The sequence below is a fragment of the Bradyrhizobium sp. genome (assembly GCF_030697065.1).
In the GTDB taxonomy this organism is placed as follows: Bacteria; Pseudomonadota; Alphaproteobacteria; order Rhizobiales; family Xanthobacteraceae; genus Bradyrhizobium.
In genome coordinates, this window is the sequence record NZ_JAUYQU010000216.1 from 20,855 (window position 1) to 46,305 (window position 25,451).

20 protein-coding genes are annotated in these 25,451 nt (G+C 64.4%); 8 read left to right on the top strand and 12 right to left on the bottom strand.

The window, feature by feature from the left end; translation table 11 throughout:
* Positions 1-37: 37 nt before the first annotated feature.
* The 10 genes from Q8R73_RS17250 to Q8R73_RS17295 form a co-directional block, all read right to left on the bottom strand.
* Positions 38-4,888 carry an autotransporter domain-containing protein gene (locus Q8R73_RS17250; RefSeq protein WP_305720779.1) on the bottom strand — a complete coding sequence of 1,617 codons (4,851 nt, stop codon included), beginning with the start codon at positions 4,886-4,888 and terminating at the stop codon, positions 38-40.
* Positions 4,889-5,121: 233 nt separating this feature from the next.
* Positions 5,122-6,111, bottom strand: coding sequence for a DMT family transporter (locus Q8R73_RS17255; RefSeq protein ID WP_305720762.1), 990 nt, complete (start codon positions 6,109-6,111; stop codon positions 5,122-5,124).
* Positions 6,112-6,280: 169 nt separating this feature from the next.
* Positions 6,281-7,117, bottom strand: coding sequence for an aldo/keto reductase (locus Q8R73_RS17260; protein WP_305720763.1), 837 nt, complete (start codon positions 7,115-7,117; stop codon positions 6,281-6,283).
* Positions 7,118-7,347: 230 nt separating this feature from the next.
* Positions 7,348-10,065 (bottom strand): nitrate reductase, encoded by a 2,718-nt coding sequence (locus tag Q8R73_RS17265; protein ID WP_305720764.1) that lies wholly within the window; start codon positions 10,063-10,065, stop codon positions 7,348-7,350.
* A gap of 13 nt (positions 10,066-10,078) precedes the next feature.
* A complete protein-coding gene (locus tag Q8R73_RS17270) occupies positions 10,079-11,263 on the bottom strand; it encodes an NAD(P)/FAD-dependent oxidoreductase (protein WP_305720780.1) in 1,185 nt (394 codons plus the stop codon).
* A 42-nt stretch (positions 11,264-11,305) separates the two neighbouring features.
* On the bottom strand, positions 11,306-11,731 hold the full coding sequence (locus tag Q8R73_RS17275; protein WP_305720765.1) for a globin family protein: 426 nt from the start codon (positions 11,729-11,731) through the stop codon (positions 11,306-11,308).
* An 88-nt stretch (positions 11,732-11,819) separates the two neighbouring features.
* Positions 11,820-12,614 (bottom strand): ABC transporter ATP-binding protein, encoded by a 795-nt coding sequence (locus Q8R73_RS17280; RefSeq protein WP_305720766.1) that lies wholly within the window; start codon positions 12,612-12,614, stop codon positions 11,820-11,822.
* Between the two features lie 11 nt (positions 12,615-12,625).
* The gene (gene ntrB, locus Q8R73_RS17285) at positions 12,626-13,534 is read right to left on the bottom strand and encodes a nitrate ABC transporter permease (protein ID WP_305720767.1); all 909 of its coding nucleotides are present in this window, start codon (positions 13,532-13,534) and stop codon (positions 12,626-12,628) included.
* Positions 13,535-13,595: 61 nt separating this feature from the next.
* Entirely contained in the window at positions 13,596-14,912 is a 1,317-nt protein-coding gene (locus Q8R73_RS17290; protein ID WP_305720768.1) for a CmpA/NrtA family ABC transporter substrate-binding protein, read from the bottom strand.
* Positions 14,913-15,230: 318 nt separating this feature from the next.
* The gene (locus tag Q8R73_RS17295) at positions 15,231-16,142 is read right to left on the bottom strand and encodes an intradiol ring-cleavage dioxygenase (RefSeq protein ID WP_305720769.1); all 912 of its coding nucleotides are present in this window, start codon (positions 16,140-16,142) and stop codon (positions 15,231-15,233) included.
* A gap of 135 nt (positions 16,143-16,277) precedes the next feature.
* Here Q8R73_RS17295 and Q8R73_RS17300 point away from each other — a divergent pair, with 135 nt between their 5' ends.
* The 3 genes from Q8R73_RS17300 to Q8R73_RS17310 all read left to right on the top strand — a co-directional run bounded on the left by Q8R73_RS17300 (position 16,278) and on the right by Q8R73_RS17310 (position 19,554).
* Positions 16,278-17,552 carry a serine hydrolase gene (locus Q8R73_RS17300; protein ID WP_305720770.1) on the top strand — a complete coding sequence of 425 codons (1,275 nt, stop codon included), beginning with the start codon at positions 16,278-16,280 and terminating at the stop codon, positions 17,550-17,552.
* Between the two features lie 120 nt (positions 17,553-17,672).
* Positions 17,673-19,172, top strand: a complete 1,500-nt coding sequence (locus Q8R73_RS17305; RefSeq protein WP_305720771.1) for a sensor histidine kinase — start codon at positions 17,673-17,675, stop codon at positions 19,170-19,172.
* A gap of 55 nt (positions 19,173-19,227) precedes the next feature.
* Positions 19,228-19,554, top strand: coding sequence for a copper-binding protein (locus Q8R73_RS17310; RefSeq protein ID WP_305720772.1), 327 nt, complete (start codon positions 19,228-19,230; stop codon positions 19,552-19,554).
* Positions 19,555-19,558: 4 nt separating this feature from the next.
* On the opposite strand, the gene Q8R73_RS17315 is transcribed toward Q8R73_RS17310, so the two are convergent.
* On the bottom strand, positions 19,559-20,548 hold the full coding sequence (locus tag Q8R73_RS17315; RefSeq protein WP_305720773.1) for a mannosyltransferase family protein: 990 nt from the start codon (positions 20,546-20,548) through the stop codon (positions 19,559-19,561).
* Between the two features lie 656 nt (positions 20,549-21,204).
* On the opposite strand from Q8R73_RS17315, the gene rpoH reads away from it, so the two are divergent.
* The 5 genes from rpoH to Q8R73_RS17340 all read left to right on the top strand — a co-directional run bounded on the left by rpoH (position 21,205) and on the right by Q8R73_RS17340 (position 24,681).
* A complete protein-coding gene (rpoH, locus tag Q8R73_RS17320) occupies positions 21,205-22,104 on the top strand; it encodes an RNA polymerase sigma factor RpoH (RefSeq protein WP_305720774.1) in 900 nt (299 codons plus the stop codon).
* A gap of 177 nt (positions 22,105-22,281) precedes the next feature.
* Positions 22,282-22,599: a hypothetical protein gene (locus tag Q8R73_RS17325; protein ID WP_305720775.1), complete on the top strand. Its 318-nt coding sequence runs from the start codon at positions 22,282-22,284 to the stop codon at positions 22,597-22,599.
* Between the two features lie 337 nt (positions 22,600-22,936).
* A complete protein-coding gene (locus tag Q8R73_RS17330) occupies positions 22,937-23,398 on the top strand; it encodes an Hsp20 family protein (RefSeq protein ID WP_305720781.1) in 462 nt (153 codons plus the stop codon).
* 80 nt (positions 23,399-23,478) lie between these two features.
* Positions 23,479-23,982, top strand: coding sequence for an Hsp20/alpha crystallin family protein (locus tag Q8R73_RS17335; RefSeq protein WP_305720776.1), 504 nt, complete (start codon positions 23,479-23,481; stop codon positions 23,980-23,982).
* Positions 23,983-24,216: 234 nt separating this feature from the next.
* Complete coding sequence (locus Q8R73_RS17340; protein ID WP_305720777.1) at positions 24,217-24,681, top strand: hypothetical protein; 465 nt, start codon at positions 24,217-24,219, stop codon at positions 24,679-24,681.
* A 40-nt stretch (positions 24,682-24,721) separates the two neighbouring features.
* On the opposite strand, the gene Q8R73_RS17345 is transcribed toward Q8R73_RS17340, so the two are convergent.
* The coding region (locus Q8R73_RS17345) for a cytochrome c biogenesis CcdA family protein (RefSeq protein WP_305720778.1) at positions 24,722-25,451 on the bottom strand (730 nt) is incomplete at its 5' end.

The window sequence follows — 25,451 nt, forward strand, 5'->3', positions numbered from 1 at the left end:
TCGCGTTCTTGTTTTTGTCAGGCTTCAGCCCGAGCCTTTACCACGTATAGCGCGCAATGCCCTTGCCGGCATAGGACCGCGTGACGTGGGAGAATTCTCCCTCGAAGGTGACGGCGGCGGACCAGCCGTTCAGCCACTTCATCTCGGCAGATGCGGTGGTCAGCGCGGCATCGCGGGCCTGCGCCGCGCCGTTGACGACGAAGGCAGCGCCCGGCAGCGTCTGGAACACCGGGGTGATGCTGCGGTCGGTATTGAAATTGTGCGCCCAGGCGGCGCGGCCGCGCAGCGTCAGGATCGCGTTTTGCATCGCGAACGATCTGTCGGTGCGGATGCCGAGTTCGGATCGCGACGCCGTGACGTTTTTGGCGGCATAATTCAGCGCGAAAGTGTCGGCGCCCGACACCACCTGCTCGGCATAGGCCGGCAATTGATAGGTGGTAAACTGCCCGGCGGCATAGGGCGTGACGCCCATCCACGGGGTGACGAAACGATAGCCGCCCTCGACGCGGCCGGACCAGGCGTTGGCGCTGAACTGCGCGCGCAGCCGGTCGATGCCGGCGGCGGTGACGGTGCGATCCGTCGTCACGTCCTGCCAGGCATAGGCCAGCGCTGCCGTGACATAGGCCGGCCCGACGGTGTGGCGAACAAACGCGCCGGCCTGGAACAGGTCCGAGCGCCCGGAGCCGAAACCGTTGACAGCGAAACTTGTGCCGCCTCCGGCCAGCGCAAAGCCGGCGACCGTCGCCGGCGAAATCCGGTAGTCCGCGCCGGCGGCAAAGCCGAATGCGCGCGCGGTTGCATTGTTCGATCCCAGCGCCGCGTTGCCGTCGGTGGAACTGCCGCCGCCAAAGGCCGCGCCCCACACGCTCCAGCGCGGATCGAACAGATCATTGCGCGCGAACTTCGCCTTGGTGGCGAATTTGGCGAACGCCTCGCGCGCCGCGGCCGGCTGCTTCGCCGCATAGGCGTTGACGCTGTCGAACGTCTCGGCGAATGGCGAAGCGCCGCCGGAAGTGGAACCAAGGCCATGACGGCCCGCAACGAAGGGATCGGTCAGCAACCCCATGAACAAATTCATGGCATCGAAAGTGGCCTGCTGCGATGCGGTCGCGCTCTCGCCGGAGACCTGCGAGAGTCCTGCAAGAGACAATCCCGCGAACGCCACCGGAATGCCGCCATTGGCCTTGAAGAAATCTCCCAGCGCCTTGTTCACATTCTGCTGGTTGACGTTCAGGTTTGACTTTGCCGCGTAATCCAGCACGAAATTGAGATAAGCGTGGGTGGGATCGTAACTGAGCGTGGCGACGAGACCCGCTGGAATCCCCAGCGCATCAACGCCCGCGAAGGTGCCGCTGCGGCCACCTGCTGCAGTCAGGATGGTGTATTGCGGCAATAAAGTACTGCTCGCCGCGAACGATGCGCCCACCGTGCCATCGAGCGCGGCAGTCCCGGTGACGTTGGCGAAGGCCGATGTCGCGGCGTTGAGTTGTACCAGGTACAGCGCGCCCGACTGGAAGGCGAGATTGCCGGACACCGTCATCGACGAACCCGGCGAGCCGTTGCCGGGCAGGAAAATGCCGCCGCTGCCGATCACGGTATGGCCGACGGTGCCCGCTCCGGTCAGCGCCGCATTGGCATTCACGGTGGTGAGGCTGGAAGATGCGATCGAGCCTCGAACATCGAGCACGCCGCCGAATACCCCGGTCGTTCCGGTGTAGGTGTTGGCCCCCGACAGGATCATGGTGCCGGTGCCAATCTTTTCCAAGTTGCCTATCCCCGGAAAGCAGCCGCAGGGATCGTAGTCGGCGATGATGCCGCTGACTTCCGTCGACAGATTGTTGCCGCCGACCACCAGCGTGTTCCCGGCCCCTATATAGTAGGACCCTGACCCCGCTATTGATCCCGCTGCGATCCGGCCGTCGCCGTTCGGGCCCAGGCTGCCTGAGAAGTCTACAAATCCGGTGCCGATAGTGACGAACTGTGCGGTGCCGCCGTCGGCATTGTCGTGAAAGAAGGTGGCGCCGCCGTTTCGGGTCGTTATCGTGGCGTTGCCCGCGGTGCTGGAATCGTAGAAGTCGGTACTGCCGCCGAACCTGTTGGTGATGCTGGCGTTGCCCGCCGTCGCGAAGGCGTTGAATTCGGTGTTGCCGAAGTACCGGTTGACGATGGTGGCGGTGCCGGCGCTAGGAGCGTCGGTGCCGGTCGCCGTACCGAAGATGGTCTGGCCGCCGAAACGATTGGTGATGCTGGCGTTGCCGGCGGTGGTCATCGCCTGGAACGTCGTCGAACCTCCGGTACGGTTGACGATGACAGCGTTTCCGGCCGTCGCGGTGTCGGTGCCGGCGGCGACACCGAAGATCGTCTCGCCGAGATATTCGTTGGTGATGGCGATGCTGCTGGCGGAGGTGGCGTTGAGGAAGGTCGTTACAGCCGGCCCGAACGTGCCGTCGTTGATGATCGAGGTGATGCCGGCGGTATTGGCATTGACGATGTTGAAGGTGCCTTCGTTGATGACGCCCCCGACGATGCTTGCCATATGGGTGGCGTCGCCAAGTTGAAGCGTCGCGCAGCTGCAGATCGTGGTTCCGCCGGTGTAGGTATTGGCGCCGGTGAAAATTACGGCGCCACCGCCGAACGAATCCGCCACGGTCAGGCGTCCAGGTCCGTCGCCGTCGGCGACGACGCCCGCGATGGTCAGCGCGTAGCCGTTGGCATCGATCGCGCTGCCAGCCGGGGTATCGTTGATCCTGAAATTGTTGCCGAAGACGAGGTCAGCGGCGCCAGCCTGGAATTGAGCGTTCTGGAGCGTGACCGTTCCCGTGCCGACCGAACTGCTCACTCCCGAGGTACTGTTCGTCACCTGCACCGTGGTTCCGACCACCGTTGTTCCGCCGGAATAGGTGTTGGCGCCGGACAGCACCGTCAGGCCGGAACCACCGAACGAGTCGGTCAGTTGCAGCACGCCGGTTGAGCCATTGCCATTGGAAATCAGACCGGACAGCGTCAGCACGATGCCGTTGTTGTCGACGGTGCCGCCTGGGGTGTTGATGTTGAAACCATTGGTGAAGGTGAGATCGCCGAGCCCGTCGGCCTGGAAGGTGCCGCCGTCCAGCGTTACCGCACCGGTCCCGACCGAGCCGCTGTTGGTCACTTGCAGGATGCCGGCCGATATCACGGTGCCGCCGGAATAGGTGTTGACGCCCGACAGCACCAGCGTGCCGGCGCCGATTTTTTCGACCACGCCGGGCGGCGCCGGAAGAGGCGCATCGCTGATCACCCCGGCCACGTCAACGGTATTGCCCGCGCTGACGTCGAAGATCGGATCGCCGGCGATGTTGATGTTGTTGTTCAGCGTGAAACTGCCATCGAGCCGCAGCGACGTGCCCTCGGCCATTGCCAGATCGCCGCTGCCGATGGCGTCGCCATTGGTGATTGTCAGTGTTCCGGCGGTGACGCTGGTGCCGCCGGAATAGCTGTTGGCGCCGCTCAGGGTGAGTATGCCCCCGCCGGTCTTGGCGAGCGCCATGATGCCGCCGGTGCCGCCGAGGCCGTTGGCGGTCGTGGCGTTTCCGGCAGCGCCGTTGAGATCCGCGATCGTCCCGGCATAAGTCTGATTGCCGGCGCCGAACGTCAGCGTGCTGGCTGCCCCGCCGGGTGCGCCCTGGAAGAAAATCCCCGAACCAAAGGCTGAGCCGTCACCAGCTACGAGGAGGGGGTCGGGAAAAAAGCCGCTGCCGGCGGTCACGCCGCTGCCGCCTTCGGTGGAAGCGCCGCTGATCGACAGCGACCCGCCGGCCGCGACGAAGATCGCGCCGCCCATCGCGCCTCCTCCGCCGCCGTTCACGATAGCGCCGGCACCGCCGCCGAAGCCACCGGGAGTCCCAGCGGAAGCCGCCCCTCCTCCTCCGCCGCCAAACCCGCCGATGCCACTGACGGCGCCGCCGCCGCCGCCACCACCGCCACCGAAACCCCCATTGCCGGGTTGGGTATACCCGGTCGCAGTACCGCCGCCGCCGCCGAAAGCGCCGCCATTGCCTCCGGTGGCGGGATTACTCACCTGAAAACCGCCAGTTCCGCCGCCGCCCCCGCCGGGTCCGCCGTTACCGCCGGATCCACCGCCAGAGACCCCGCCTCCGCCGCCATCGCCAAAACTCGTGCCGTCAAATCCCGCCCCGGCGCCGGTCCCGCCAGGACCAGGGACAGCTCCGTTGCCGGGTCCCTGCGCACTGCCGCCGCCACCGCCTTCCGTGAAGTTGCCATCGGCGCCTGCAAAGAATCCGCCACCGCCGCCACCGCCGCCAAAGCCAGCCCTCGTATTGCCTCCGGCACCAAACAGACCGCCGCCGCCGCCGCCGCTCGCCGCGTTCAGCGCCCCGTCGCCGCCATTGCCGCCAAGACCGCCACCACCACCGCCACCGTTCAACGCGAGACCGGTGTTCTGGCCGCCGCGACCGCCGACCGCCTGGTTGTTCTGAAAGCTCACATTGGCGATGGTGACGCTGGCGCCCGTGTTGACGAAGATGGCGCCCCCGGCGCCCAACCCTCCACCGCCTGCCACATTGGCGTCGCCGCCGCGTCCCCCTTGCGCCATGCCGTTGGCGACCGTGAGATCCTGAATCGCCACCGTGCCGCTGTAGACGAAAAACGGCCGGAACGCGTTGGCGGCATCGATGGTGTTGCCATTGCCGATAACGGTCACGTTAGCGGAGATCGGATCGACCCGCGTCGTCATCGTAAAACTGTTCAGGATGGTAATGGTGTCGCCGTTGCCGGCGGTGGCGATGGCGGAGACGAACGAGGCCGAGTCGGTAACGTCAAAATTGGCGGCCTTGGCCTGCGCAGCGCCGAGCGCGAGCACAGCAACAGCTACCGCGGCGCTTGCCGGCACACGCAAGCGTGCTCGACCCGAATGAACCACAACCCAACCCGCCTACAGCCCTGTCGTCCAGCGCTCTGCGGCGCCAGCGGTTCAGGCTAGCACGCGTTTCCCCGTAAACTTACGGTTGCCTGCAAATCCGTTGGCTTTCCCTCGAAAATCGGGCGTTTCCTGCCCAACTGTTGCAGGCGCGCAACGCCTGCGCGTGAACCGTTCTCATTCAGCGCATGATTGTACCAGCCGGCTCACGCGTTCGGCGACGACTCGCCCGCGACCGCCAGCAATTGCGAGCGCCTGACGCGCTCGCGGTGCGCGGTGTAGAGGCCACTGCCGACGATGAAAACGGCGCCGGTCACGGTCCAGACATCAGGCACTTCGCCGAACACGAAGAAGCCGAGCAGGCTGACCCACAGCAATTGCGTGTAGGAAAACGGCGCCAGCACCGAGGCATCGGCGTATCGAAACGCCAGCACCACGATCCACTGCCCCGCCGTCGACGCCACGCCGATGAATACGCCGAAGGCAATATCGTGCCAGGTCGGGGTGACCCAGACGAACGGCACCATCACCGAGAGAATGCACAGGCCCGTGATTGCCGACCAGGTCATGGTGGTTATCACGTGTTCCCGCCCGCTCATCATGCGCGTCATGATCAAGGTGCAGGCCCAGGCGAGCGCCGACACCAGCGGAAAGAACGCGGCGGCATGAAAGGCCGAGGTACCCGGCCGCAAAATGATCAGCACGCCGACCAGCCCGACCGCTGTCGCCATCCAGCGCCGCACGCCGACCTTCTCCGCGAGAAAGAAAATCGACAGCGCGGTGACGAACAGCGGCGCCACGAAACCGGTTGCCGAGGCTTCCGCGATCGGCAGATAGCGCAGGCCGGAGATGAAGAACAGCGACGACCCGAGCAACGCCGCACCGCGCATCAGTTGCAGCCCGGGGCGCTCGGTGCGCAGGGCGAACAGCGGCGATCCCGGAAACATCGCTGGCGACATGATCAGCGCAAAGGTCAGGAACCTGATCCAGGCGATCTCGACCGACGGCAGCGTCGCCGACAGATATTTCGCCGTCACGTCCGAGGCCCCGAGGAACACGGTCGAGAGCAGGATCAGCGCGATGCCCTTGAAGGGATGATCGGCGCGCGCGGGTGCCTGGCGTGCGGCGGGCTTCTTTTCGGGCAACGGCAAGGGGACGCTGTCCAGCCTGACGGCTGCGGCGGGGGGCGGTGTCACGGGCAATCTCGGAGGCAATAATTTTCGATTCGGGGCGAACCTCTAACAACGCCAATTGGGTTGACGCGACAAGGCACGAAACCGGGACGCCGATATGCGCGATTGCGCACGAAGCGCCGCAGTAGTCGGGCGCGCGCCGCCGTAACACTTTGTTAAGAACCGTGTTCCGCTACAGCATCGGCAGGCCGCGCGGTTTCGGGCCGCGCGGGAACGCCGTGTCGAGGGCTGAGATGTCGCTTTCGCCGAGCACCAAATTGCCCGCGGCGGCATTGTCGGCCGCATGCTGCGATGTTCCGGCTTTTGGAATCGCGAGCACCGAGGGCCGGCGCGTCAGAAACGCCAGCGCGACCTGGCGCGGTGAGACGCCATGGGCGTCGGCGATGCCCTGCAGCAACGCACCTTCCTTGCTGCGCGCGGACGGAAAATCATTGTGACCGAACGGTGAATAGGCCACCACCGCGACCGCGTGTTGTTCGCACCACGGGATCACCGCGTGCTCGATGGCGCGCTCCTGCAGATGATAGAGTACCTGGTTGCACGCGATTTTGTTCTTGCCCGCGACCGCCAGCAGTTCGTTGAGATCGTCGGTGTCGAAATTGCTGACGCCCCAGCTGCGGATCTTGCCGGCGGCTACCAACTCTTCGAACGCCGCAACCGTCTCATCAAGCGGATAGGCGCCGCGCCAGTGCAGCAAATAGCAATCGAGCCGGTCGGTCTTCAGCCGCCCCAGCGAGCGCTCGCAGGCGGTGATGGTGCCGCGCCGCGAGGCGTTGCCCGGCAGCACCTTCGAGACCAGGAAAACCTCGTCGCGCCGCCCGGCGATCGCTTCGGCGACCACCGGCTCGGCATCGCCATACATCTCGGCGGTGTCGATGTGACCCATGCCGAGGTCGAGACCGCGACGCAGCGCCGCAACCGCCTGCTTGCGATCGCCGCGGTCGATATACCAGGTGCCCTGCCCGATCACGGACACGTCGGGAGCGTTGCCGAATTTTCTGGTTTGCAAGATCGCCTCGTTCGCCGAATTAACCGAGCGAGCCTCAGCCTAGACGAACGGGAAGTGAAAGTCCTCGTCGAACTACCCCAGCCGTCAACACCCGCGAAATCGGGTGATCCGGCATTCCAGAGGCGTCAGCGAACTGATCGAGACGACACGGCGTACTGGATCGCCCAGCCAAAGCCGGGCGATGAAAGATTCCGGCGGCCGATTATGCAGCGTTCCATCCAAGCTACATCTCAGCTTGCGGCCATCGCCACCTTGTGTTGCGAGTCCGTCCGCGCAGCCGCGCCCGCCTGCGCGATCAGCCGCTTCATCTCGGGAATGCACGAGCCGCAATTGGTGCCCGCTTTCAGCCGCGCGCCGATCTCGGCGGCGGTCCCCGCCCCCGCCGCGATAGCCGCGACAATCGTGGTGCGGCCGACCCCGAAACAGGCGCAGACGATCGGCCCGGCGCTGGCGATCCCGTCGGTCGATTCACCCGACAGCAGCATGCGGCGCTGCTCGTCACCGAGCGGGCCTGCCGCGAACAGCTGCTTGATCACGTTCCAGTCGCCGGCGTCCTGCGCCGGGCCGATGAACAGACAGGCTTCGATCCGGTCGGCGGCAAAAGAAGCGGCGCGGTAGACGCCGCCGCCGAAATCCTTGTACTCGGCGAGATCGTCGCCGGCCGCCGCGCGCAGCCAGGATTGCCATCCCGCAAGATCCGCATTGTCGGCCAGCAGATAGCCGTAGCCGCCGGGCACCGCGACGCGGGCCCACCACGCATTTCCGGGCAAGGTCAGCGGCGTGCGCGACAGCGCAAAGCCCCGGAACACATATTCGTAAGGCGCGATCGACGCCGGCGTCGCCTTGTTCTCGGGCTGGCCGGAAAACGCATCGGTGAACGGCGCCACCAGCGCGCCGACCCGCGAAGCCGTGGCGGTCGCCTCGCTCCAGTGGATCGGCGCGAACAGCATGCCGCGCTGCTGCCGTTCGCTGACGACGACCTTGAGCGTGCATTGGCCGTAATCGGTGGTGATCCGCGCGAAGCTGTCATGGGCCACGCCGAATTTCAGGGCGTCGTCGGGATGCACCTCGACGAACGGTTCCGGCAGATGCTGACCGAGCTGCGGGCTTTGGCCGCTGCGCGTCATGGTGTGCCATTGATCCCGGATGCGGCCGGTGTTCAGCCGCAGCGGCCGGGCGGCCGTGGTGACACTGCGCAGCGCCGGGATTTCCGGCGCCACGAAGCGCGCCTTGAAGTCGTTGGTAAAGAAGCCGCCATCGGCAAAGAACCGCCGTTGCGGCTGGCTGGAGTCCAGCCGCGTCGGCCATTGCACCGGCGCGAGCGCGTCGAACGCCTCGTCCGACAGCGACTTCAGCGCGCCGATGTCGAAATCGCGGCCGCCGGCATTCTCGAACGCCGACAATGCGGCGTGTTCGCGGAACACGTCGGCCGCGGAATTGAAGTCGAACGCCGCGCCGAATCCGAGCCGTTTGGCCACTTCGGCAACGATCCACCAATCCGGCCTGGCCTCACCGGGGGGCTCGAGAAACGCCCGCTGCCGCGAGATGCGGCGTTCCGAATTGGTCACCGTACCGGATTTCTCGCCCCAGGCCTGCGCCGGCAGCAGCACATGCGCGCCGGCGTTCACGGTGTCGTTGGAACGCACATTCTCCAAGACCACGAACAGTTCGAGCTTCTTCAGCGCGGCGCGGGCTGCGTCGGCGTCCGGCAGCGACACCGCGGGATTGGTGCCCATCACCCACAGCGCCTTGATCTCGCCGCGGGCGATCGCCTCGAACATCTGGACCGCCTTCAGCCCTTCGTGCGTGGCGATGCGCGGCGCTTTCCAGAACCGGCGGACGCGGTCGATGTCGGGCGGCGTGAAGCCCATATGGGCGGCGAGCTGGTTGGCGAGCCCGCCGACCTCGCGCCCGCCCATCGCATTGGGCTGACCGGTCAGCGAGAACGGCGACGCGCCGGGCTGGCCGATGCGCCCGGTGGCGAGGTGGCAATTGATGATGGCATTGACCTTGTCGGTGCCCTGCGCCGACTGGTTGACGCCCTGCGAATAGAGCGTCACCACGCGCGGCATGGTGGCGAACAGCCGGAAGAAGTCCGCGACATCGCGTTCGGCGAGGCCGGTCGCCAGGGCGGTCGCGCCGACGCTGCCGGCCATGACCCGCGCCCGCGCCAGCGCCTCCTGGAAACCCGAGGTATGCCGCGAGATATAGCCGGTATCCAGCGCGCCGTGGTCGGCCAGATGCGCCAACAGCCCGGAGAACAGCGCGGTGTCGGTGCCGGGCTTGAGGCCCAGGAACAGGTCGGCATCCCCCGACGTATCGGTGCGGCGCGGATCGATCACGACGATGCGCGCGCCGCGCTTCTGCTTGTTGGCGACCATGCGCTGGTACAGCACCGGATGGCACCACGCCGCGTTGGAGCCGACCAGCACCAGCAGGTCGGCCTGGTCGAGATCGTCATAGCAGCCGGGCACGGTGTCGGCGCCGAAGGCGCGGCGGTGGCCGGCGACCGAGGAGGCCATGCACAGCCGCGAATTGGTGTCGACATTGGCGCTGCCGATGAATCCCTTCATCAGCTTGTTGGCGACGTAATAGTCCTCGGTGAGAAGCTGCCCGGACAGATAGAACGCCACCGCGTCCGGACCGTCGCGCTTGATGATGTGCGCGAAGCGATGCGCGACATGGTCGAGCGCGTCACTCCAGGCCACCCGCTCCATGGTGCCCTTGCTGCAGCGGATCATCGGATGGAGCAGCCGGTCCGTGAGCCCGAGGGTTTCGCCGAGCGCCGAACCTTTCGAGCACAGCCGGCCGAAATTGGCGGGATGCTCGGGATCGCCCGAGATCGCCGCACCGCCGCTGCCGTCGGGCGTCGCCACGACGCCGCAGCCGACACCGCAATAGGCGCAGGTGGTGCGAACAGCGGGCAGCGCGGGATCGACCGCGGTCATGTCGGCTGCCGGATCACGCCGCCTCCGAGGCCGTCGCGAGCGAGCGGCCGAACATCATGCGGCGGCGAATGCCCAGCACCGGCTGGCGATCCCTGATCAGTTCGAGGTACCAGAGCGCGTCGGCGACATCGCCGACCAGCACCGCGCCGGTGAGCCGGCCGTCCGATATCACCAGTTTTTTGTAGGTGCCGTGCCTGACGTCGTTGAGCACGATAGCCTCGCTGCCGTCGGCGCCGATGAAGTCGCCGGCCGAAAACACGCTGACGCCGGAGACCTTCAGATTGGTGGCGACCACGCTGCCATGATAGGCGGCCGGCCTGCCCGCCAGATGCCGCGCCAGAACGCGCGCCTGCTCGTAGGCGGGCTCGACCAGGCCGTAGCAGGTGCCGCGATGCTCGGCGCATTCGCCGAGCGCGAAGATATCGGGCACGCCGGTCCGCAGGACATCGTCCACCACGATGCCGCGATTGACGGCAATGCCGGCCTCCTTCGCCAGCGCGATGCTGGGGCGGATGCCGGCCGCGAAGATCACCGCATCGGCGTCGATCCGGCGTCCGTCGGCCAGTTCGACGCCTTCGACGCGGGTCTCGCCGTGAAACCGCGCGGTGCTGGCATTGAGCAGGATGGTGATGCCCTTGAGCTCGACCAGCGACTTCAGGAGCTCGGCCGCCGGCGCATCGAGCTGGCGCTCCATCAGCCGGTCCATCAGGTGAACCAGGGTCACCGCCGCGCCGGCCTTGGCGAGGCCGTAGGCCGCTTCCAGCCCGAGCAATCCGCCGCCGATCACGACCACGCGCTTCCTTTGCGCCGCCAGCGTCAGCAACAGGTCGACGTCCCGGCTGTCGCGAAAAGTATGTACGCCCGCGAGCTCGGCGCCGGGCACGTTGAGCCGCAGCGGCGTCGAGCCGGTGGCCAGCACCAGTTTGGAAAACGCGATGCTCTCGTCATTGTCGATCTTGAGTTCGCGGCGGCCGACGTCGATCCCGGTGGCGGCGCAGCCGTATTTCAGGGTAACCCCGCGGTCGCGCCACCATGACGCCGGCCGCAATTCGATGTCATGCGAGGCAGTCTCGCCCGCCAGCACCGACGACAGCAGCACGCGGTTGTAGGCGAGCCGCGGCTCCTCCCCGATCACCGCGATGGCATAACGGCCGAGCGCCGCCTTCGACAGTTCGTCGACCAGACGCGCCGCCGCCATTCCATTGCCGACGATGACCAGCGGTTCGCTCACATCGCATCCTTACTCGGCGGCTTGCGCGCGGCCATATGCTTCTGAAATCATGTAGCCGGACAACGTCCCGTAGGCCGCGGTCCATGCCTCGGCGACATCGGGTGTCCAGGCCTCGCCGAGTCCCTTTTCCAGCGTCCACAGCAGGGCGCCGCCGACCACGGGGTAGTGCTCCGGCCGGGCGCCGTAATCGACGTGGCGCTTCGCCAGCGCGCTGGCGGCAGGCAGGATCGACTCCAGATTGCCGAGGCCGTTCACCACGGCGGCCAGCATCATCATCAGCTTCTTGCGCTGTCCGCTCATATCGTCCGGAAACATCGCCTTCACCGCCGGGGCGACCTCGAACAGGCGATCGTAGAAGATTGCTGCCGCGGCTTCCGAGATCGGGACCACCTTTGCAAAACTCTCCTGAACCAGTTTCACCTGCGTCGAATTCATTCATCTCTCCAAATGGGTTAAAGCAGAACCTCTTGGTCGCGCCGGGCAAACATTCGTTCACTACAAGGTTCGCGAGAGAAGCAACGGCTTATGCCGCCTCGACGAATCGATGCCGCTCATAGAGGAATTCGAGCACGCGCTGGCGGCATTTCAGGTAGCCGGCATTGGTCGCGAGCTCGAGCCGCTTGCGCGGACGCGCCAGCGGCACGTCGAGCACTTCCCCGATGCGCGCGCTCGGCCCGTTGGTCATCATCACGATGCGGTCCGACAGCAGCACGGCTTCGTCAACGTCGTGGGTGATCATCAGGATGGTGTTGCCGAGCTTCTGATGCAGCGCCATCACCGAATCCTGCAGATGGGCGCGGGTCAGCGCATCGAGCGCGCCGAACGGTTCGTCCAGCAGCAGCACCTTCGGCTCCATCGCCAGCGCACGCGCGATGCCGACGCGCTGCTTCATGCCGCCGGAGATTTCCGAGGGACGCTTGTCCTTGGCATGCGCCATCTGCACCAGATTGAGATTGTGCATGGTCCAGGCGTCGCGCTCGCTGCGGGTCTTGCTCGAAGCGAACACCTTGTCGACGCCGAGCCGGACGTTTTCGTAGACCGTGAGCCAGGGCAGCAGGCTGTGGTTCTGGAACACGACCGCGCGATCCGGACCCGGCGAGTTGACCTCGCGGTTTTCCAAGAGCACGCAGCCCATCGTGGTGGTGGTGAGGCCGGCGACGATGTTGAGCAGCGTGGACTTGCCGCAGCCGGAGTGCCCGATGATCGAGACGTACTCGCCCTTGTCGATCGTCAGGCTGATGTCCTTCAGCACTTCGGTCGAGGTGTTGCCGCGGGTGAAAACCTTGTCGATATGATCGAGCTTCAGATAGGCCTGCATGAGCTATTCCTTCAGTTCAGCGCGGTGCCGCGGGTGACGATCTGCGCCATGCCCGCGATGATGCGGTCGAGCACGAAGCCGATGATGCCGACGTAGAACAGCGCCAGGATGATTTCGCTGATATGCGACGAGTTCCAGGCATCCCAGATGAAGAAGCCGATGCCGACGCCGCCGATCAGCATTTCCGCCGCCACGATGGCGAGCCAGGACAGGCCGATGCCGATGCGCAGGCCGGTGAAGATGTAGGGCGCCGCCGCCGGAATCATGATCTTCCAGAAGAATTCCAGCGGGTTGAGCTGAACGACTGCGGCGACGTTGCGGTAATCCTGCGGAATGTTGCGGATGCCGACCGCGGTGTTGATGATGATCGGCCAGATCGAGGTGATGAAGATCACGAAGATCGCCGAGGGCTGGCCGTCGCGGAACGCCGCCAGCGACAGCGGCAGCCAGGCCAGCGGCGGAATGGTGCGCAGCACCTGGAAGATCGGATCGAGTCCGCGCATCGCCCAGACCGACTGGCCGACCAGGGTGCCGAGCGCGATGCCGGCGATCGCCGCCAGCGAATAGCCGAGCGCGACGCGCTGCAGGCTGGCGTACATGTGCCAGAACAGGCCCTTGTCGATGCCGCCGCGGTCGTAGAATGGATCCAGGATCAGTTCCTTGGTTTCCTGCAATACCCGCGAAGGCGGCGGCAGCGTCGAGCCGGCGCGCTGGCAGACCAGTTCCCAGAACAGGATCAGGAGCGCGAGCACGATCAGCGGCGGCACCACGCGCACCGCGGATTCCTGCGCCATCTTGATGTACTTCTCGGCGCGAGGCTGTCGCTTCGGCGTCATCGCGACGACCGGAGCCGCGGCGGTCACGATGGCAGGCGCAACCGCCGCCGCATCGGGTTCGGTCTTCAGGGCATGCATATTCATCGGGAGTGGTTCTCCATGTTCGATGGGCGGGCCGCACGCCGCGCGTGCGGCCCCGCCTGGATCAGACCTCGACACGCTTGATGGAAAGGGACTTCAGATACGCCGCCGGATCTTCCGGATCGAACACCTTGCCGTCGAAGAAGGTCTCCTTGCCGCGCGACTTGGAGGCGGGGATGTCGGCGGCGGCGACGCCCAGTTCCTTCGCCGCATCCTTCCAGAGGTCTTCGCGATTGACCTTGGCGATCAGCGCCTTGGAATCGAAGCCGGGCTCGAATTTGCCCCAGCGGATGTCCTCGGTCATGAACCAGAGATCGTGGCTCTGGAACGGGTAGGAAGCGTGATCGGCCCAGTACTTCATGACGTGCGGGCTGTTCTCGACCACCCTGCCGGTGCCGTAGTCGAACTTGCCCTTGACGCGATCGGTGACGTCGTTGACCGGGCAATTGATCCACTGGCGCTTGGCGCAGATCGCCGCGACTTCGTCACGGTTTTCCGGCTTCTCGCACCACTGCTGCGCTTCCATCACTGCCATCAGCAGCGCCTTGGCCGCCTTCGGGTACTTGTCGACATAGGCGGCGCGCATGCCAAAGGATTTTTCCGGATGCTTGGCCCAGAGTTCGCCGGTCGTGATCGCGGTGTAGCCGATGTTCTGGTGGATCAACTGCAGGTTCCAGGGCTCGCAGACACAGAAGCAATCCATGGTGCCGACCTTCATGTTGGCCACCATCTGCGGCGGCGGCACCACGATGGTTTCGATGTCCTTGTCGGGATCGATGCCGCCGGCCGCGAGCCAGTAGCGGATCCACAGATCGTGGGTGCCGCCCGGGAAAGTCATCGCGGCCTTGATCGATTTGCCGGAGGCCTTCTTCTTGTCCAGCGCGACCTTGAACGGCGCGGTGTCGACGCCGACCTTGACGTCGCTGTATTCCTTGGCGACCGAAATGCACTGGCCGTTCAGATTGAGCCGCGCCAGGATGTACATCGGGGTCGGCTGGTTGTTCTGCGTCACCTTGCCGGAAGAGATCAGATACGGCATCGGGGTGAGGATGTGCGCGCCGTCGATGCCGTTGCCTTCGGAGCCGAGCACGAGATTGTCGCGCGTGGTGCCCCAGGAAGCCTGCTTCTGCACTTCGACGTCGGGCATGCCGTATTTGGCGAACATGCCCTTTTCCTTGGCGACGAACAGCGGCGCCGCGTCGGTCAACGCGATGAAGCCGAGTTTGGCGGCCTTGACTTCGGGACCCGCACCCTGCGCGAAGGCGCCGGCGGGGAAGTTCAGCCTGGCGGCGGCGAGCAGGGCTGCGGTACCCGCGGTGGCTTTCAGGATCTGACGGCGGCTGATGCCGCGGCGGGAGGTCTGGTCGGTCGGCTTCGTCATGGGCGCTGGCGTCCTTTGCGTCGGTTGGGCCGTTCGTCAGGTGTCACCGCTGGAAGCGCACGGAGGCACGCTCCGGGGAGGCCCCGGTCTGGCGGTTTCACAATTCGGATGATTGGTTTCGAGGGACGGCATCAATGGCGTCGGCACCAGCTATTCAAGCTTCGTGCCAAGCCGGTGCGACGAAAAAATCGTATGTCAGTCAGATGCTTGTGAGTTCAATCTGGAGGCGCCGAGCTGGACACCCGCATCGAAAATTTGCGATTCGCTCATTTCTTGTGCGCCGCACAAAGATTGAGCAAGCCTCCAGGCCGACGATTCCTAGGCGTCTTCGGCTACGGCCAGCATTGGCTTCGGCGCCGTTCCCTTGCCCGGCTTCATGCGAAACTCATAGGTCATCAAATGCCATGGCGCGGGCGCCGGCTTGCCGTCCGGCATCAGCGCATCGCTGCGCTTTTCGATCCTGGCGACCAGTTCGTCCTTCACCCCGAACACCACATCGGTATCGAGGTATTTGTCGCCTTCGATGAAGACATGCGTGACCAGCGGCTCGTAGCCGGGCGCGTCGACGAGGAAATGCACATGCGCCGGCCGCATCGGATGGCGACGGGTCTGCAGGATCATTTCCCCGACCGGACCGTCGGTCGGAATCGGATAACTACACGGCAGGATGGTGCGGAAGAAAAACCGGCCATCGGCGTCGGTGATGAAGCGCGCCCGCGATGACGGACCCCGGGTCTCGTAATCCGGCTTTTGCGAATCGTAGAAGCCGTCATCGTCGGCGTGCCAGATGTCGACCGGGACGCCCGCCAGCGGCTTGCCCGCGAGGTCGGTGACGCGGCTCTGCACGAACATCCGTTCGCCCTCGAGTTCGGAGGAGACATCGGTGCCGTGCGGCATCGGTCGGTGTTCGCCGACATAGAACGGCCCCAGCACCGTCGTCTCGGTCGCGCCCTCGCGCTCGCGATGGTTGACGGCGTCGACCAGCATCGACACCCCGAGCACGTCGGACAGCAGGATGAACTCCTGCCGGCTCGACGAGCATTTCTGGCCGGTGCGGGTCAAAAAATCGATCGCGTAGCCCCATTCGTCGAAGGAGAGATCGGTCTTGCGCACGTAGTCGTGCAGCGACTTCACCAGTTCTTCCATCAGGAACCTGACCCGCGGGTCCGGCGTCTCCTCGAAACTCTTGATGACGGCGGCGGTCAGTTCGGTGTCGTTGAATTGCGGCATGTCGGGCTGTCCTGCGGCGGCGCGTGTGACGGGCGAAGCCTACACCAGCCGCCCGCCCGGGGTAAGCAGGCGACGCTTGGAACGACGTGCCATTTTCGGCTATCAAGGCGGACCGCGACAGCCCCGGAGACCCCGATGTTAGCCCCGACCCCCGCCTCGCCCGAATCCGCCGGCATGTCCAAGGCCGGCTTCGACCGCATCGATGCGCATCTGAAGCACCGCTACATCGACGCCGGCCGCTTTCCGGGGTCGCAGATTCTGGTCTACCGCCGCGGCAAGGTGGTGCACAGCGCGGTGCAGGGTTTTGCCGACCTCGAGCGCAAGGTGCCGGTCAGGGACGACACCATCTTCCGGATCTATTCGATGACCAAGCCGATCACGTCGGTGGCCTTCATGATGCTGGTCGAGGAAGGCCGCGTCGCGCTCGACGAGCCCGTGCACAAATACATCCCGGAGTGGAAGAACCTCGGCGTGTTCCAGGCCGGCACCGCGCCGGCCTTCCTGACCAGGCCGCCGTCACGGCCGATGCTGATCGTCGACCTGCTGCGGCACACGTCCGGACTGACCTACGGCTTCCAGCAGCGCTCCAATGTCGATGCCGCCTATCGCGAGATGAAGATCGGCGAGGTCGTCAAGTCAGGCACGCTGCGGTCGATGATCGACGACCTCGCGAAAATTCCGCTGGAGTTCTCTCCCGGCGAGGGCTGGAATTATTCCGTCTCCACCGACGTAGTCGGATACCTCGTAGGCCTGATCAGCGGCATGCCGTTCGAGCAGTTCCTGAAGGAGCGCATCTTCGATCCGCTCGGGATGACCGATACCGATTTTCATGTACCTGCCGGCAAGGCGGGTCGCTTCGCGGCCTGCTATTCGGCCGACGCGAAGCTCGGCATGACCTCCCCGGGCACCGATCTCAAGGCCGGCCTGACACTGCAGGACGACCCCACCACGAGTTCGTTCCTGTCGCCGCCGTCGTTCGTTTCCGGTGGCGGCGGGCTGTGCTCGACCGCCGCCGACTATCTCACCTTCTGCCGCGCGCTGCTGAACCGCGGCGAACTCGGCGGCGTCCGGCTGCTCGGTCCGAAGACGCTGGCGCTGATGACGTCGAATCACCTGCCCGGCGGCTGCGACCTGCCGGCGATGTCGCGCTCGCTGTTCTCGGAGGCGACCTACAACGGCATCGGCTTCGGCCTCGGCTTCTCCGTCACCATGAACCCGGCGCAAACGCTGATTCCCGGCAGCGCCGGTGAATATTCCTGGGGCGGAGCGGCGACGACATCGTTCTGGATCGATCCCGCGGAAGAACTGATCGCCATCTTCATGACCCAGGTGCTGCCGTCGAGCGCCTATCCGATCCGGCGTGAACTGCGCACCATGGTCTATTCCGCCATCACCGACAGCAACCTCTGAGCAGCAGGCCGGGCGTTCAAGGCACCATGGAACCCGGCTTCCGCTGGCGCGTTTCCAACGCTTCTCCTATGCTCGGCGCATCAGGCGCTTTCGCGCCGGACGTCATCAGCCGGAATCCGCGTGCCGAAACTCTCCTTGCCAGTGCGTCTCGTCCTGCTGGTCGCGGGAACAACGCTGCCGCTGATCATCTTCGCGGTTGGCCTCGTTTTCTATAACTACGAACAGGACCGCCGGGCCGCGACGCAGCGCGTGCTGGAAACGGTACGCAGCATCCGGCTGGTTCTCGACGCCGAAATGCAGCGGATGACCGGCGGGCTCCGGGTGATGGCGCTGACCAACGCGCTGCGGGACCGCGATTTCGACGGCTTCCGCCCCATCGCCACCAGCTTTCTCGAGCGATATGGCAAGGAGGGCGTCGTGCTGGTAGCCGACCGCGACGGCCGTCAGCTGTTTTCCTCGGTCACGGCGGATACAGCGAGCCTTCCGCCGCGCAACCATCGCGACGTCGTCGAGAAGGCATTCGCAACCAAGAGCACGCAATACTCCAGCCTGTTCATCGACGAAGTAAAGAAACGGCTGATCGTGACGATCGAGGTGCCGGTGCTTCGCGACGGCGAGGTCGTCAGTGTCCTTTCTTTCAGTCCGCCGATCGAGATCTTCCAGGCACTCATCGAGAAGCAGCGTCCGAGCCAGGCCTGGACGATCTCGATCTTCGACCGCGACAGCATCAACTTCGCGCGTGTTCCCAATCCGCAGGAAACCGTCGGCAAACGCGCCTCGCCGACGCTGTACGCCGCGATGCAGCGCGCACCGGAAACCACCGTGCCGACGGTGTCGCTCGAAGGCGTGCCGCTGATCACGAGCTTTGCACGCTCCTCGCTCACCGGCTGGACGGTGGCCGCCGGGATCGCGGAGAGCTCGCTGGTCGGCCCGTTGTTGCGCAACCTCGCCATCACCAGCGTGATCGGCGGCCTCCTGCTGCTGATCGGCCTCGCCTTCGCGGTGCGGATGGCGAGGGCGATCGCCCGGGGCGAGATGCTGCACGATCTGTTGATCGAAGAGCTCAATCATCGCGTCAAGAATACGCTGGCGATCCTGCAGGCGATCGCCACGCAGACCTTTCGCAGCGCCAGCAGGGTCGAGCGCGAGAAATTCGAGGGACGTCTCGGGGCGCTGGCGGAAGCGCACAACCTTCTCAGCAAGGAAAAGTGGGAGGGCTCGGAACTCAAGGATGTCGTCGGCCGTGTGCTGCAGCCCTATCTGCTCAGCACGCCGGAGCGGCTGCGAATCTCCGGCCCGAACGTGCCGCTGTCGCCACGGCTTGCCGTGGTGCTGTCGATGATCCTGCACGAGATCGCGACCAACGCCGCCAAATACGGCGCGCTGTCGAACGACAGCGGCAAGGTTGCGCTGGACTGGGAGGTGATCGCGGAAGACGCCAAACGGCAATTGAGGTTGATCTGGACGGAATCCGGCGGGCCGCACGTCACAGCGCCGGTGCAGCGTGGCTTCGGTTCGCGGCTGATCGAGCGCAGCGCCCGCGACCAGCTCGGCGGCGAGGCTACCGTCGATTTTCTGCCCCGCGGCGTTGTCTGCACGGTGACCTGCACGCTGGAATAGGGCATTCTGGCCTCGAGGCCGGGAACAAAATCCGGCCGCCGGAACTTAACGTCGAATGCACGAAATCCGGGAGATCGCGATGAGATTCACACAAACGTTATTGGCGGGTGCCATGCTGGCGATGATCGGTTCGGCGACGTGGGCCCAGGAAGCGCGTACCGGAACGATCACCATGCTCAATCGGATCAGCGGGACCATTACCATTCAGCCGGTGCCAAGCGGCACCGAGAACGCCACGGTTGGAGCGAACACCGGCGGCGCGGCGGAGCAATTCAAGGTTCAAGCCGGCATGCTGACGACACTGCACGCCGGCGACCGGGTTACTTTCTCGGTCAGCGAAACGGGCGGGACGAAGACCATCACGAAAATCGAGAAGCGGTAGTTTTTCACCCGATCCAGATCCTGCGGGCGAACAACGCGGTGTTCATGAGCAGGGCTGCACCGAGAAGCCCGATCACGCCGGCCAGCAGCCATTTCGCCCGCAGCAACAAATCGGCCAACACGACGAACAGGGGAAACGAAACCAGATTGAACCGGCCCATCGACACGAAGCCTGCCGGCCCGCCGCTGAGTGTCAGATATGGCAGCAACAACACGCCCATGGCGAACAGTGTCCATGAAGAGCGCAGCCGAAACGCACCCACGGCGATCAGGACAATGAACAGCAGCGTAAACCAGCTGTCTTGTCCCCATGGATTCCAGTCATTGAGGGTCATCCGGGTGAACGGTTCGAGCTTGAGTGCCGCAATTATCCGCGCAGCCATGGTCGTTTCCCGGTGGAAAGCGGTCTGCCCTTCGGCGAAGACGAACGGATCCCCGAACTGGCTCCAGAGATAGATCATGAACAGCCAGAGGCCGGACGTCGCGAGAACGACGCACGGCAAGAGGACCGCAAGGAACGGCCTCTGATCGCGATTGCGCCACATCTCCCAGAGCAGGACGGGCAGCAGCACAATGCCCGTTGACCGGTCGGCCACCGCGAGGCCCGCAAGCAGCGCTGCCGACAGATAGCGCCCCTGCTTCAACACAAGAAAAAACGCAACGATCAGGAGCAACTGCAGAGGCTCGGTATACCCGGCCGACAGCAAGACCGAGGTCGGAAAGAAGCTGAGCAGTGCGACGGTGGCGAGAGCGAGCCGGTCGCCGAATTCCTCGCGAACCAGCTTGAAAAGAGCGACCACCGCCAACAGTCCCGCGACGTTGGCCACCAGCAGCAGTGAATCGGCGGGCGACAGGCCGCTGATCGCCGCGAGACCCCGCGAGAGCAGCGGATATAGCGGGTAGAACACGACATTCTGTTGAATGGTCGGATCGCCGTTATACCGGTATCCCTCGGTTGCGATCTTGAAATACCATTCCGAATCCCATTGCAGCAATTGGTGGTACCAGAACGGTCCCGCAGACCAGTCCGCCGCCGTGATGGGCAGGTATTTTCGTGAGAACACCAGTCCGAGTGCGACCACCACCCGCGAACACAGATAGATCGATATGGCCCAGACATAGGGCAGGAAAGCATGGTCCTTCCACATCGCACTCCGCATCATGACCGGAGTGTCGCGCGGTCCGCGCACAAGATCAATCGTGCGGGATCACACGACTCGCCGGGATTGCAGAAACGATGAGGATTTTTCTGCCTCAAAACACCTGCCCCCTCCTTGAAACCAAAACGCGATTTGCTAGTTTTGTGCGTGCCGCCACAGGCGGTTCCGGGCGCCCTTCGGGGGCCCGGTGGAGACGGGCGCCGGGGGTGTCCGGCGTTTGCTCGTACCCATCTTGCTCTTTGGAGGATTTGGCTATGAGGACTTGCGATCTGACCGCTTGGTGGCGGTCGTTACCGGGCTTCGACGACCTTTTCGGTCCGGTCGATGTTACCCGAGATGCAGACGGCAGCAATTTCCCGAGCAGCGCCGGGCCGACAGCCGTACCCAACATCCAAACCGAGCCTTAAGCAGTCCGAGAGCTGGTTCGATGGATCGCGCCAATCGCCCTGTTGAACCGCGTCATGTTTCCTGCGCCAATGAGGTGTTCAAGAATGCTTAACGCTGCTGGTCTGCCGGCGCTCACGGTCGACGCCGGATTGTCGAAATATCTGACCGAGATCCGCAAATTTCCCATGCTCAGGCCGGACGAAGAACTCGCCTGCGCGAGGCGTTGGCGCGAAGAGCAGGACCGCGACGCCGCGTACCGGCTTGTCACCAGCCATCTGAGGCTCGTCGCCAAGATCGCGATGCGTTATCGCGGCTACGGTCTTCCGGTCTCGGAAATCGTGTCCGAGGGCAACATTGGCCTGATGCAGGCCGTGAAGCGGTTCGATCCGGAACGGGGTGTCCGCCTTGCCACCTATGCGGTGTGGTGGATCAGGGCCACGATCCAGGAGTACATCCTTCGATCCTGGTCGCTGGTGAAGATCGCAGCCAGTTCCAGCCAGAAGAGGCTGTTCTTCAAGCTGCGGCGCGCGAAGGGAGCGATCGCGACGCTCCAGGACGGCGATCTGCGGCCGGAGCAGGTCCGCCGGATAGCCGGGCATCTCAAGGTGGCTGAACGGGAGGTCGTTGAAATGAACCGGCGCCTGCAGGGCGACGTCTCCTTGAACCTTCCGGTCCGTGACGATGGTGAAGCCGGCCAGGTGCTGGATTGGCTGGTCGATCCCGCGCCGGACCGGGAATCCACGCTGGCCGACGAGCAAGAGACCGCCGCTCGCCGCCAGGCCTTGAACGAAGCGGTGGCGGCGCTTAACGCCCGTGAACGCCGTATCTTCGTGGCGCGCAGGCTGAAGGAACGGCCAGCGACGCTTGAAGAACTTGCCGCCGAGCACGGCGTATCTCGCGAACGCATTCGTCAAATCGAGTCGCGCGCGTTTCAGAAGGTAAAGGCTGCGATACAGGCGGCGACCGCCCCTATTTCCGCCCCGCAGCAACGCGAAGCTGCATAAGCGACGGAACGACGCCGATGTTTACGCCCCCGATGACCGTCCTGATGGTCGCGAATATTATGGCCGCGAGCGGAGCCGCCCTGGCCGGAACATTTTTTCTGATTGAGCGTTGCGGCGACCAGTCGGCAAATCCCGATCGCGGGGGATGAGCCCGACGCAACAATGACGGAGGATGACATGACGGCAAGACTGTTCGCATTTGTGCTCGCGGGCGCTCTCGTGGCTCCCCAAACCGCCGTGGCGAGCGAGAGCGAATTCAACAATGACGTCGCCGCAGTGGCTGCGACGAGACTTTCGCAAGATCTTCCGCTCCCGCCTATCCCCTATCTCGACACCATGCCGTGGATGGGCATTGGGGCAAAATCGAACGGCCCGGGAATTGGCACATTTTTGATGCGGGATTTCGACGGTCCGGCAATCCTGAAAAGCTCGGCCATGGCTACCAATCAGTTCGGGAATGCTGAAGCGCAATTCGGCAAGACACCCGCCAATTAGGGCGCCGTGAGTGACGGCAGCGAAAGCACCGCCGCCAATATCGGCGGCGGTGCCGCGCCAAGACGGCAACACGGACGGCTGTTGGTTACGCGTGCCTGGCCGGGAAGTTGATTGCCCTTCGCGATTGATGGGGCGACCGCAATCGAACCGAAAATCGTGATCACGCTTTCGAATTTCGAAAAAGTGCCGGCGTCCCTCTTGAAACCCGACGGGCTTTTTCTAATTTTCATCGTGCCGCCTTCGGCGGCCCGGGCGCCCTTCGGGGGTCCGGCTGAGACGGGCGCCGGCGGTGTCCGGTGCCTGCTCGTACCCATCTTGCTCAATGGAGGATTTGGCTATGAGGACGACCTACGACTTTTCTCCCCTTTGGCGGTCGACCATTGGATTTGACCGCCTGTTCGACCTCGTCGATGCCGCGCAGCACACCGGTACGGACGAAAACTATCCACCCTGCAACGTCGAACGACTGGCTCAGGACCGCTACCAGATCTCGCTGGCGGTCGCCGGTTTCTCGCCCGACGAAATCGCGATAACCGCCGAACAAAGCGTGCTGACGGTCGAAGGCCGCAAGGCGGAAAAACAGCAGCGCGAATTCCTGTACCAGGGAATTTCATCGCGACCCTTCAAGCGGCAGTTCAACCTGGCCGACTATGTTCAGGTCAAGGGCGCGGCGTTTGACAACGGCTTGCTGCAAATCGAACTGGTCCGCGAGGTTCCGGAGACCATGAAGCCGCGGCGTATTTCGATCGACGGCGCATCGGTTTCCAACGTCCGCCAGATCGACGGCAAGGCGGCCTGACCGCGATCGAACCTTTCAAATAGCCAGCTTCCGCGGCGGACGCGTTCGCGGCGGAAGCCACGTGAATGAGGAAAACAAGCATGGCTATCAAGGATCTGATCCCATGGAGCAGCAGGGGACGCGAGGTCGGCAGTCAGCGCGGCACCGACGTGCATCCGTTCTTTGCGTTGCATCGCGAAATGAACCGATTGTTCGATGATGTGTTTCGCGGGTTTGATGTTGCACCGTTCGGATCGACGGGGGCACTGAACGGGGCGGGCTGGCCCCGGATCGACATCGACGAGACCGACAAGGAAGTGCGCATCACCGCCGAACTGCCCGGTCTGGACGAGAAGGAAGTCAGCCTCGAAGTCGCCAACGGCGTCCTTTCGATTTCGGGCGAGAAACGATCGGAAACGGAAGACAAGGACCGCCGTTTCAGCGAGCGGTACTACGGCCGCTTCGAACGGCGGATTCCGCTTGATGACGTCGATGAGGACAAGGCTACGGCCACGTTCAGGAACGGCGTTCTGAGCATCACGGTGCCGAAGTCCGCCGAAGCGAAGAGCAACGTCCGCCGTATCGCGATCAATCGCAACGGCTGACGCTACCCCACGTCCGGACGCGCCATCGGGTGCGCGCCCGGACGTTTGTACTACACAACACCTAAATTGCCATTGCCAGGCTCTGGCGACGCTTGGCAGCCGTGGCGCTTCGGCTTGAAAACAGCGGTCCCTTGCAGGGCGCGAGCGTTGACATCGGCTGAAGAAAGGCCATGGCCTCCGCCGCCGATCGGTATCAGGCGCGTCCCAACCTTGTTGCGCAGCAGGAGATCCAACTTGACGAAGGAACGCAGGAACGAGGAGGAATTGCGCCAGATGATGCTGGCGGCCGCCCGCAAGCACGAAGTGTGCAGCGAACTGGAAGATCTTTTCATCTTCGGCCCCACGCCCCGCCCCGATGCCAATTGGGGCTTTGGAATAGCCGGCAAGGACAACAAGGTATCGGTGGCCTGCTACACCTGCCTCAACGCAATCGCCGGCGAACTCCAGGGAAGGTATGAACTGCACCCGGTCAAAGCTGCCCGCCGCGAGATCGAAGCGAGAGTCTGGTCCTTGATTGAAGACCAGCCGACGCTCAAGGCGTCACTGTCGCGCGCCGGTGGTGCCTACGAAATCGCCACGTTCACGCCATTGGAGGGACGACCGAACTGGACCATGGAGTGGCTCACCGACGATTCTCCGGCCAAGGCTGCATTCGAGCGGATCGTCCGGTCGGTTCAGACCCAAATCGAGCTGGAGTAAGTGGTTTTGCACCCGTTCGCCTTGAGAAGTTGGCAGTGCCCTAACCGAAATTCTGCAAGGCCGGAAACGTTTCCAGCAGCCAGATGCTGGCGCTGGTGACCGCGCCGGTCAGAAAGCCGATTCCGGTGACAACCAGCAGCACGCCCATCGCCCGTTCGACGTGGAGGAGGTGCCGCTTGATCCGCGCAAACAGCGCGGAGAATTGTTCAACCATGAACGCCGCGATCAGGAAGGGAATTCCGAGCCCGGCGGAATAGACCGCGAGCAGCATCGCCCCCTTGGCCACCGTGGCCTCGGATGCGGCGACCGACAGGATCGCCGCCAGGATCGGCCCGATGCAGGGCGTCCAGCCGAACGCGAAGGCGAGCCCCATCGCATAGGCGCCCCACAGGCCGACCGGCTTGGGGATCGGCAACCGCCCTTCCCGCATCATGAAGCCGATCCGGGTCAGCCCGAGGAAATGCAGGCCCATGATGATGATGACGATGCCGGCGACAATCGACAGCTCCGCGGACCAGGCGCGGATCAGGCTTCCGATCAGCGACGCGCTGGCGCCGAGCGCCACGAACACGGTGGAAAAGCCGAGCACGAACATGCCGGCTGAGATCATCACCGCGCGCCGCGAGGCCGCTTTCGTCTCGTCACTGGCGGCATGCTCGATGGTCGCGCCGGTGAGGTAGATCAGATAGGGCGGCACCAGCGGCAGCACGCAGGGCGACAGAAAGCTGATGACACCAGCCAGCAGCGCCGCGGGGATCGAAACATCATTC

Coding starts and splice junctions, on each gene's coding strand:
- Q8R73_RS17310 (WP_305720772.1), top strand. CDS start 19,228: ATGCACGAAATCCGGGAGATCGCGATGAGATTCACACAAACGTTATTG.
- Q8R73_RS17270 (WP_305720780.1), bottom strand. CDS start 11,263: ATGGCGGCGGCGCGTCTGGTCGACGAACTGTCGAAGGCGGCGCTCGGC.
- Q8R73_RS17290 (WP_305720768.1), bottom strand. CDS start 14,912: ATGACGAAGCCGACCGACCAGACCTCCCGCCGCGGCATCAGCCGCCGT.
- rpoH (WP_305720774.1), top strand. CDS start 21,205: ATGCTTAACGCTGCTGGTCTGCCGGCGCTCACGGTCGACGCCGGATTG.
- Q8R73_RS17280 (WP_305720766.1), bottom strand. CDS start 12,614: ATGCAGGCCTATCTGAAGCTCGATCATATCGACAAGGTTTTCACCCGC.
- Q8R73_RS17325 (WP_305720775.1), top strand. CDS start 22,282: ATGACGGCAAGACTGTTCGCATTTGTGCTCGCGGGCGCTCTCGTGGCT.
- Q8R73_RS17335 (WP_305720776.1), top strand. CDS start 23,479: ATGGCTATCAAGGATCTGATCCCATGGAGCAGCAGGGGACGCGAGGTC.
- Q8R73_RS17265 (WP_305720764.1), bottom strand. CDS start 10,065: ATGACCGCGGTCGATCCCGCGCTGCCCGCTGTTCGCACCACCTGCGCC.
- Q8R73_RS17330 (WP_305720781.1), top strand. CDS start 22,937: ATGAGGACGACCTACGACTTTTCTCCCCTTTGGCGGTCGACCATTGGA.
- Q8R73_RS17295 (WP_305720769.1), bottom strand. CDS start 16,142: ATGCCGCAATTCAACGACACCGAACTGACCGCCGCCGTCATCAAGAGT.
- ntrB (WP_305720767.1), bottom strand. CDS start 13,534: ATGAATATGCATGCCCTGAAGACCGAACCCGATGCGGCGGCGGTTGCG.
- Q8R73_RS17275 (WP_305720765.1), bottom strand. CDS start 11,731: ATGAATTCGACGCAGGTGAAACTGGTTCAGGAGAGTTTTGCAAAGGTG.
- Q8R73_RS17300 (WP_305720770.1), top strand. CDS start 16,278: ATGTTAGCCCCGACCCCCGCCTCGCCCGAATCCGCCGGCATGTCCAAG.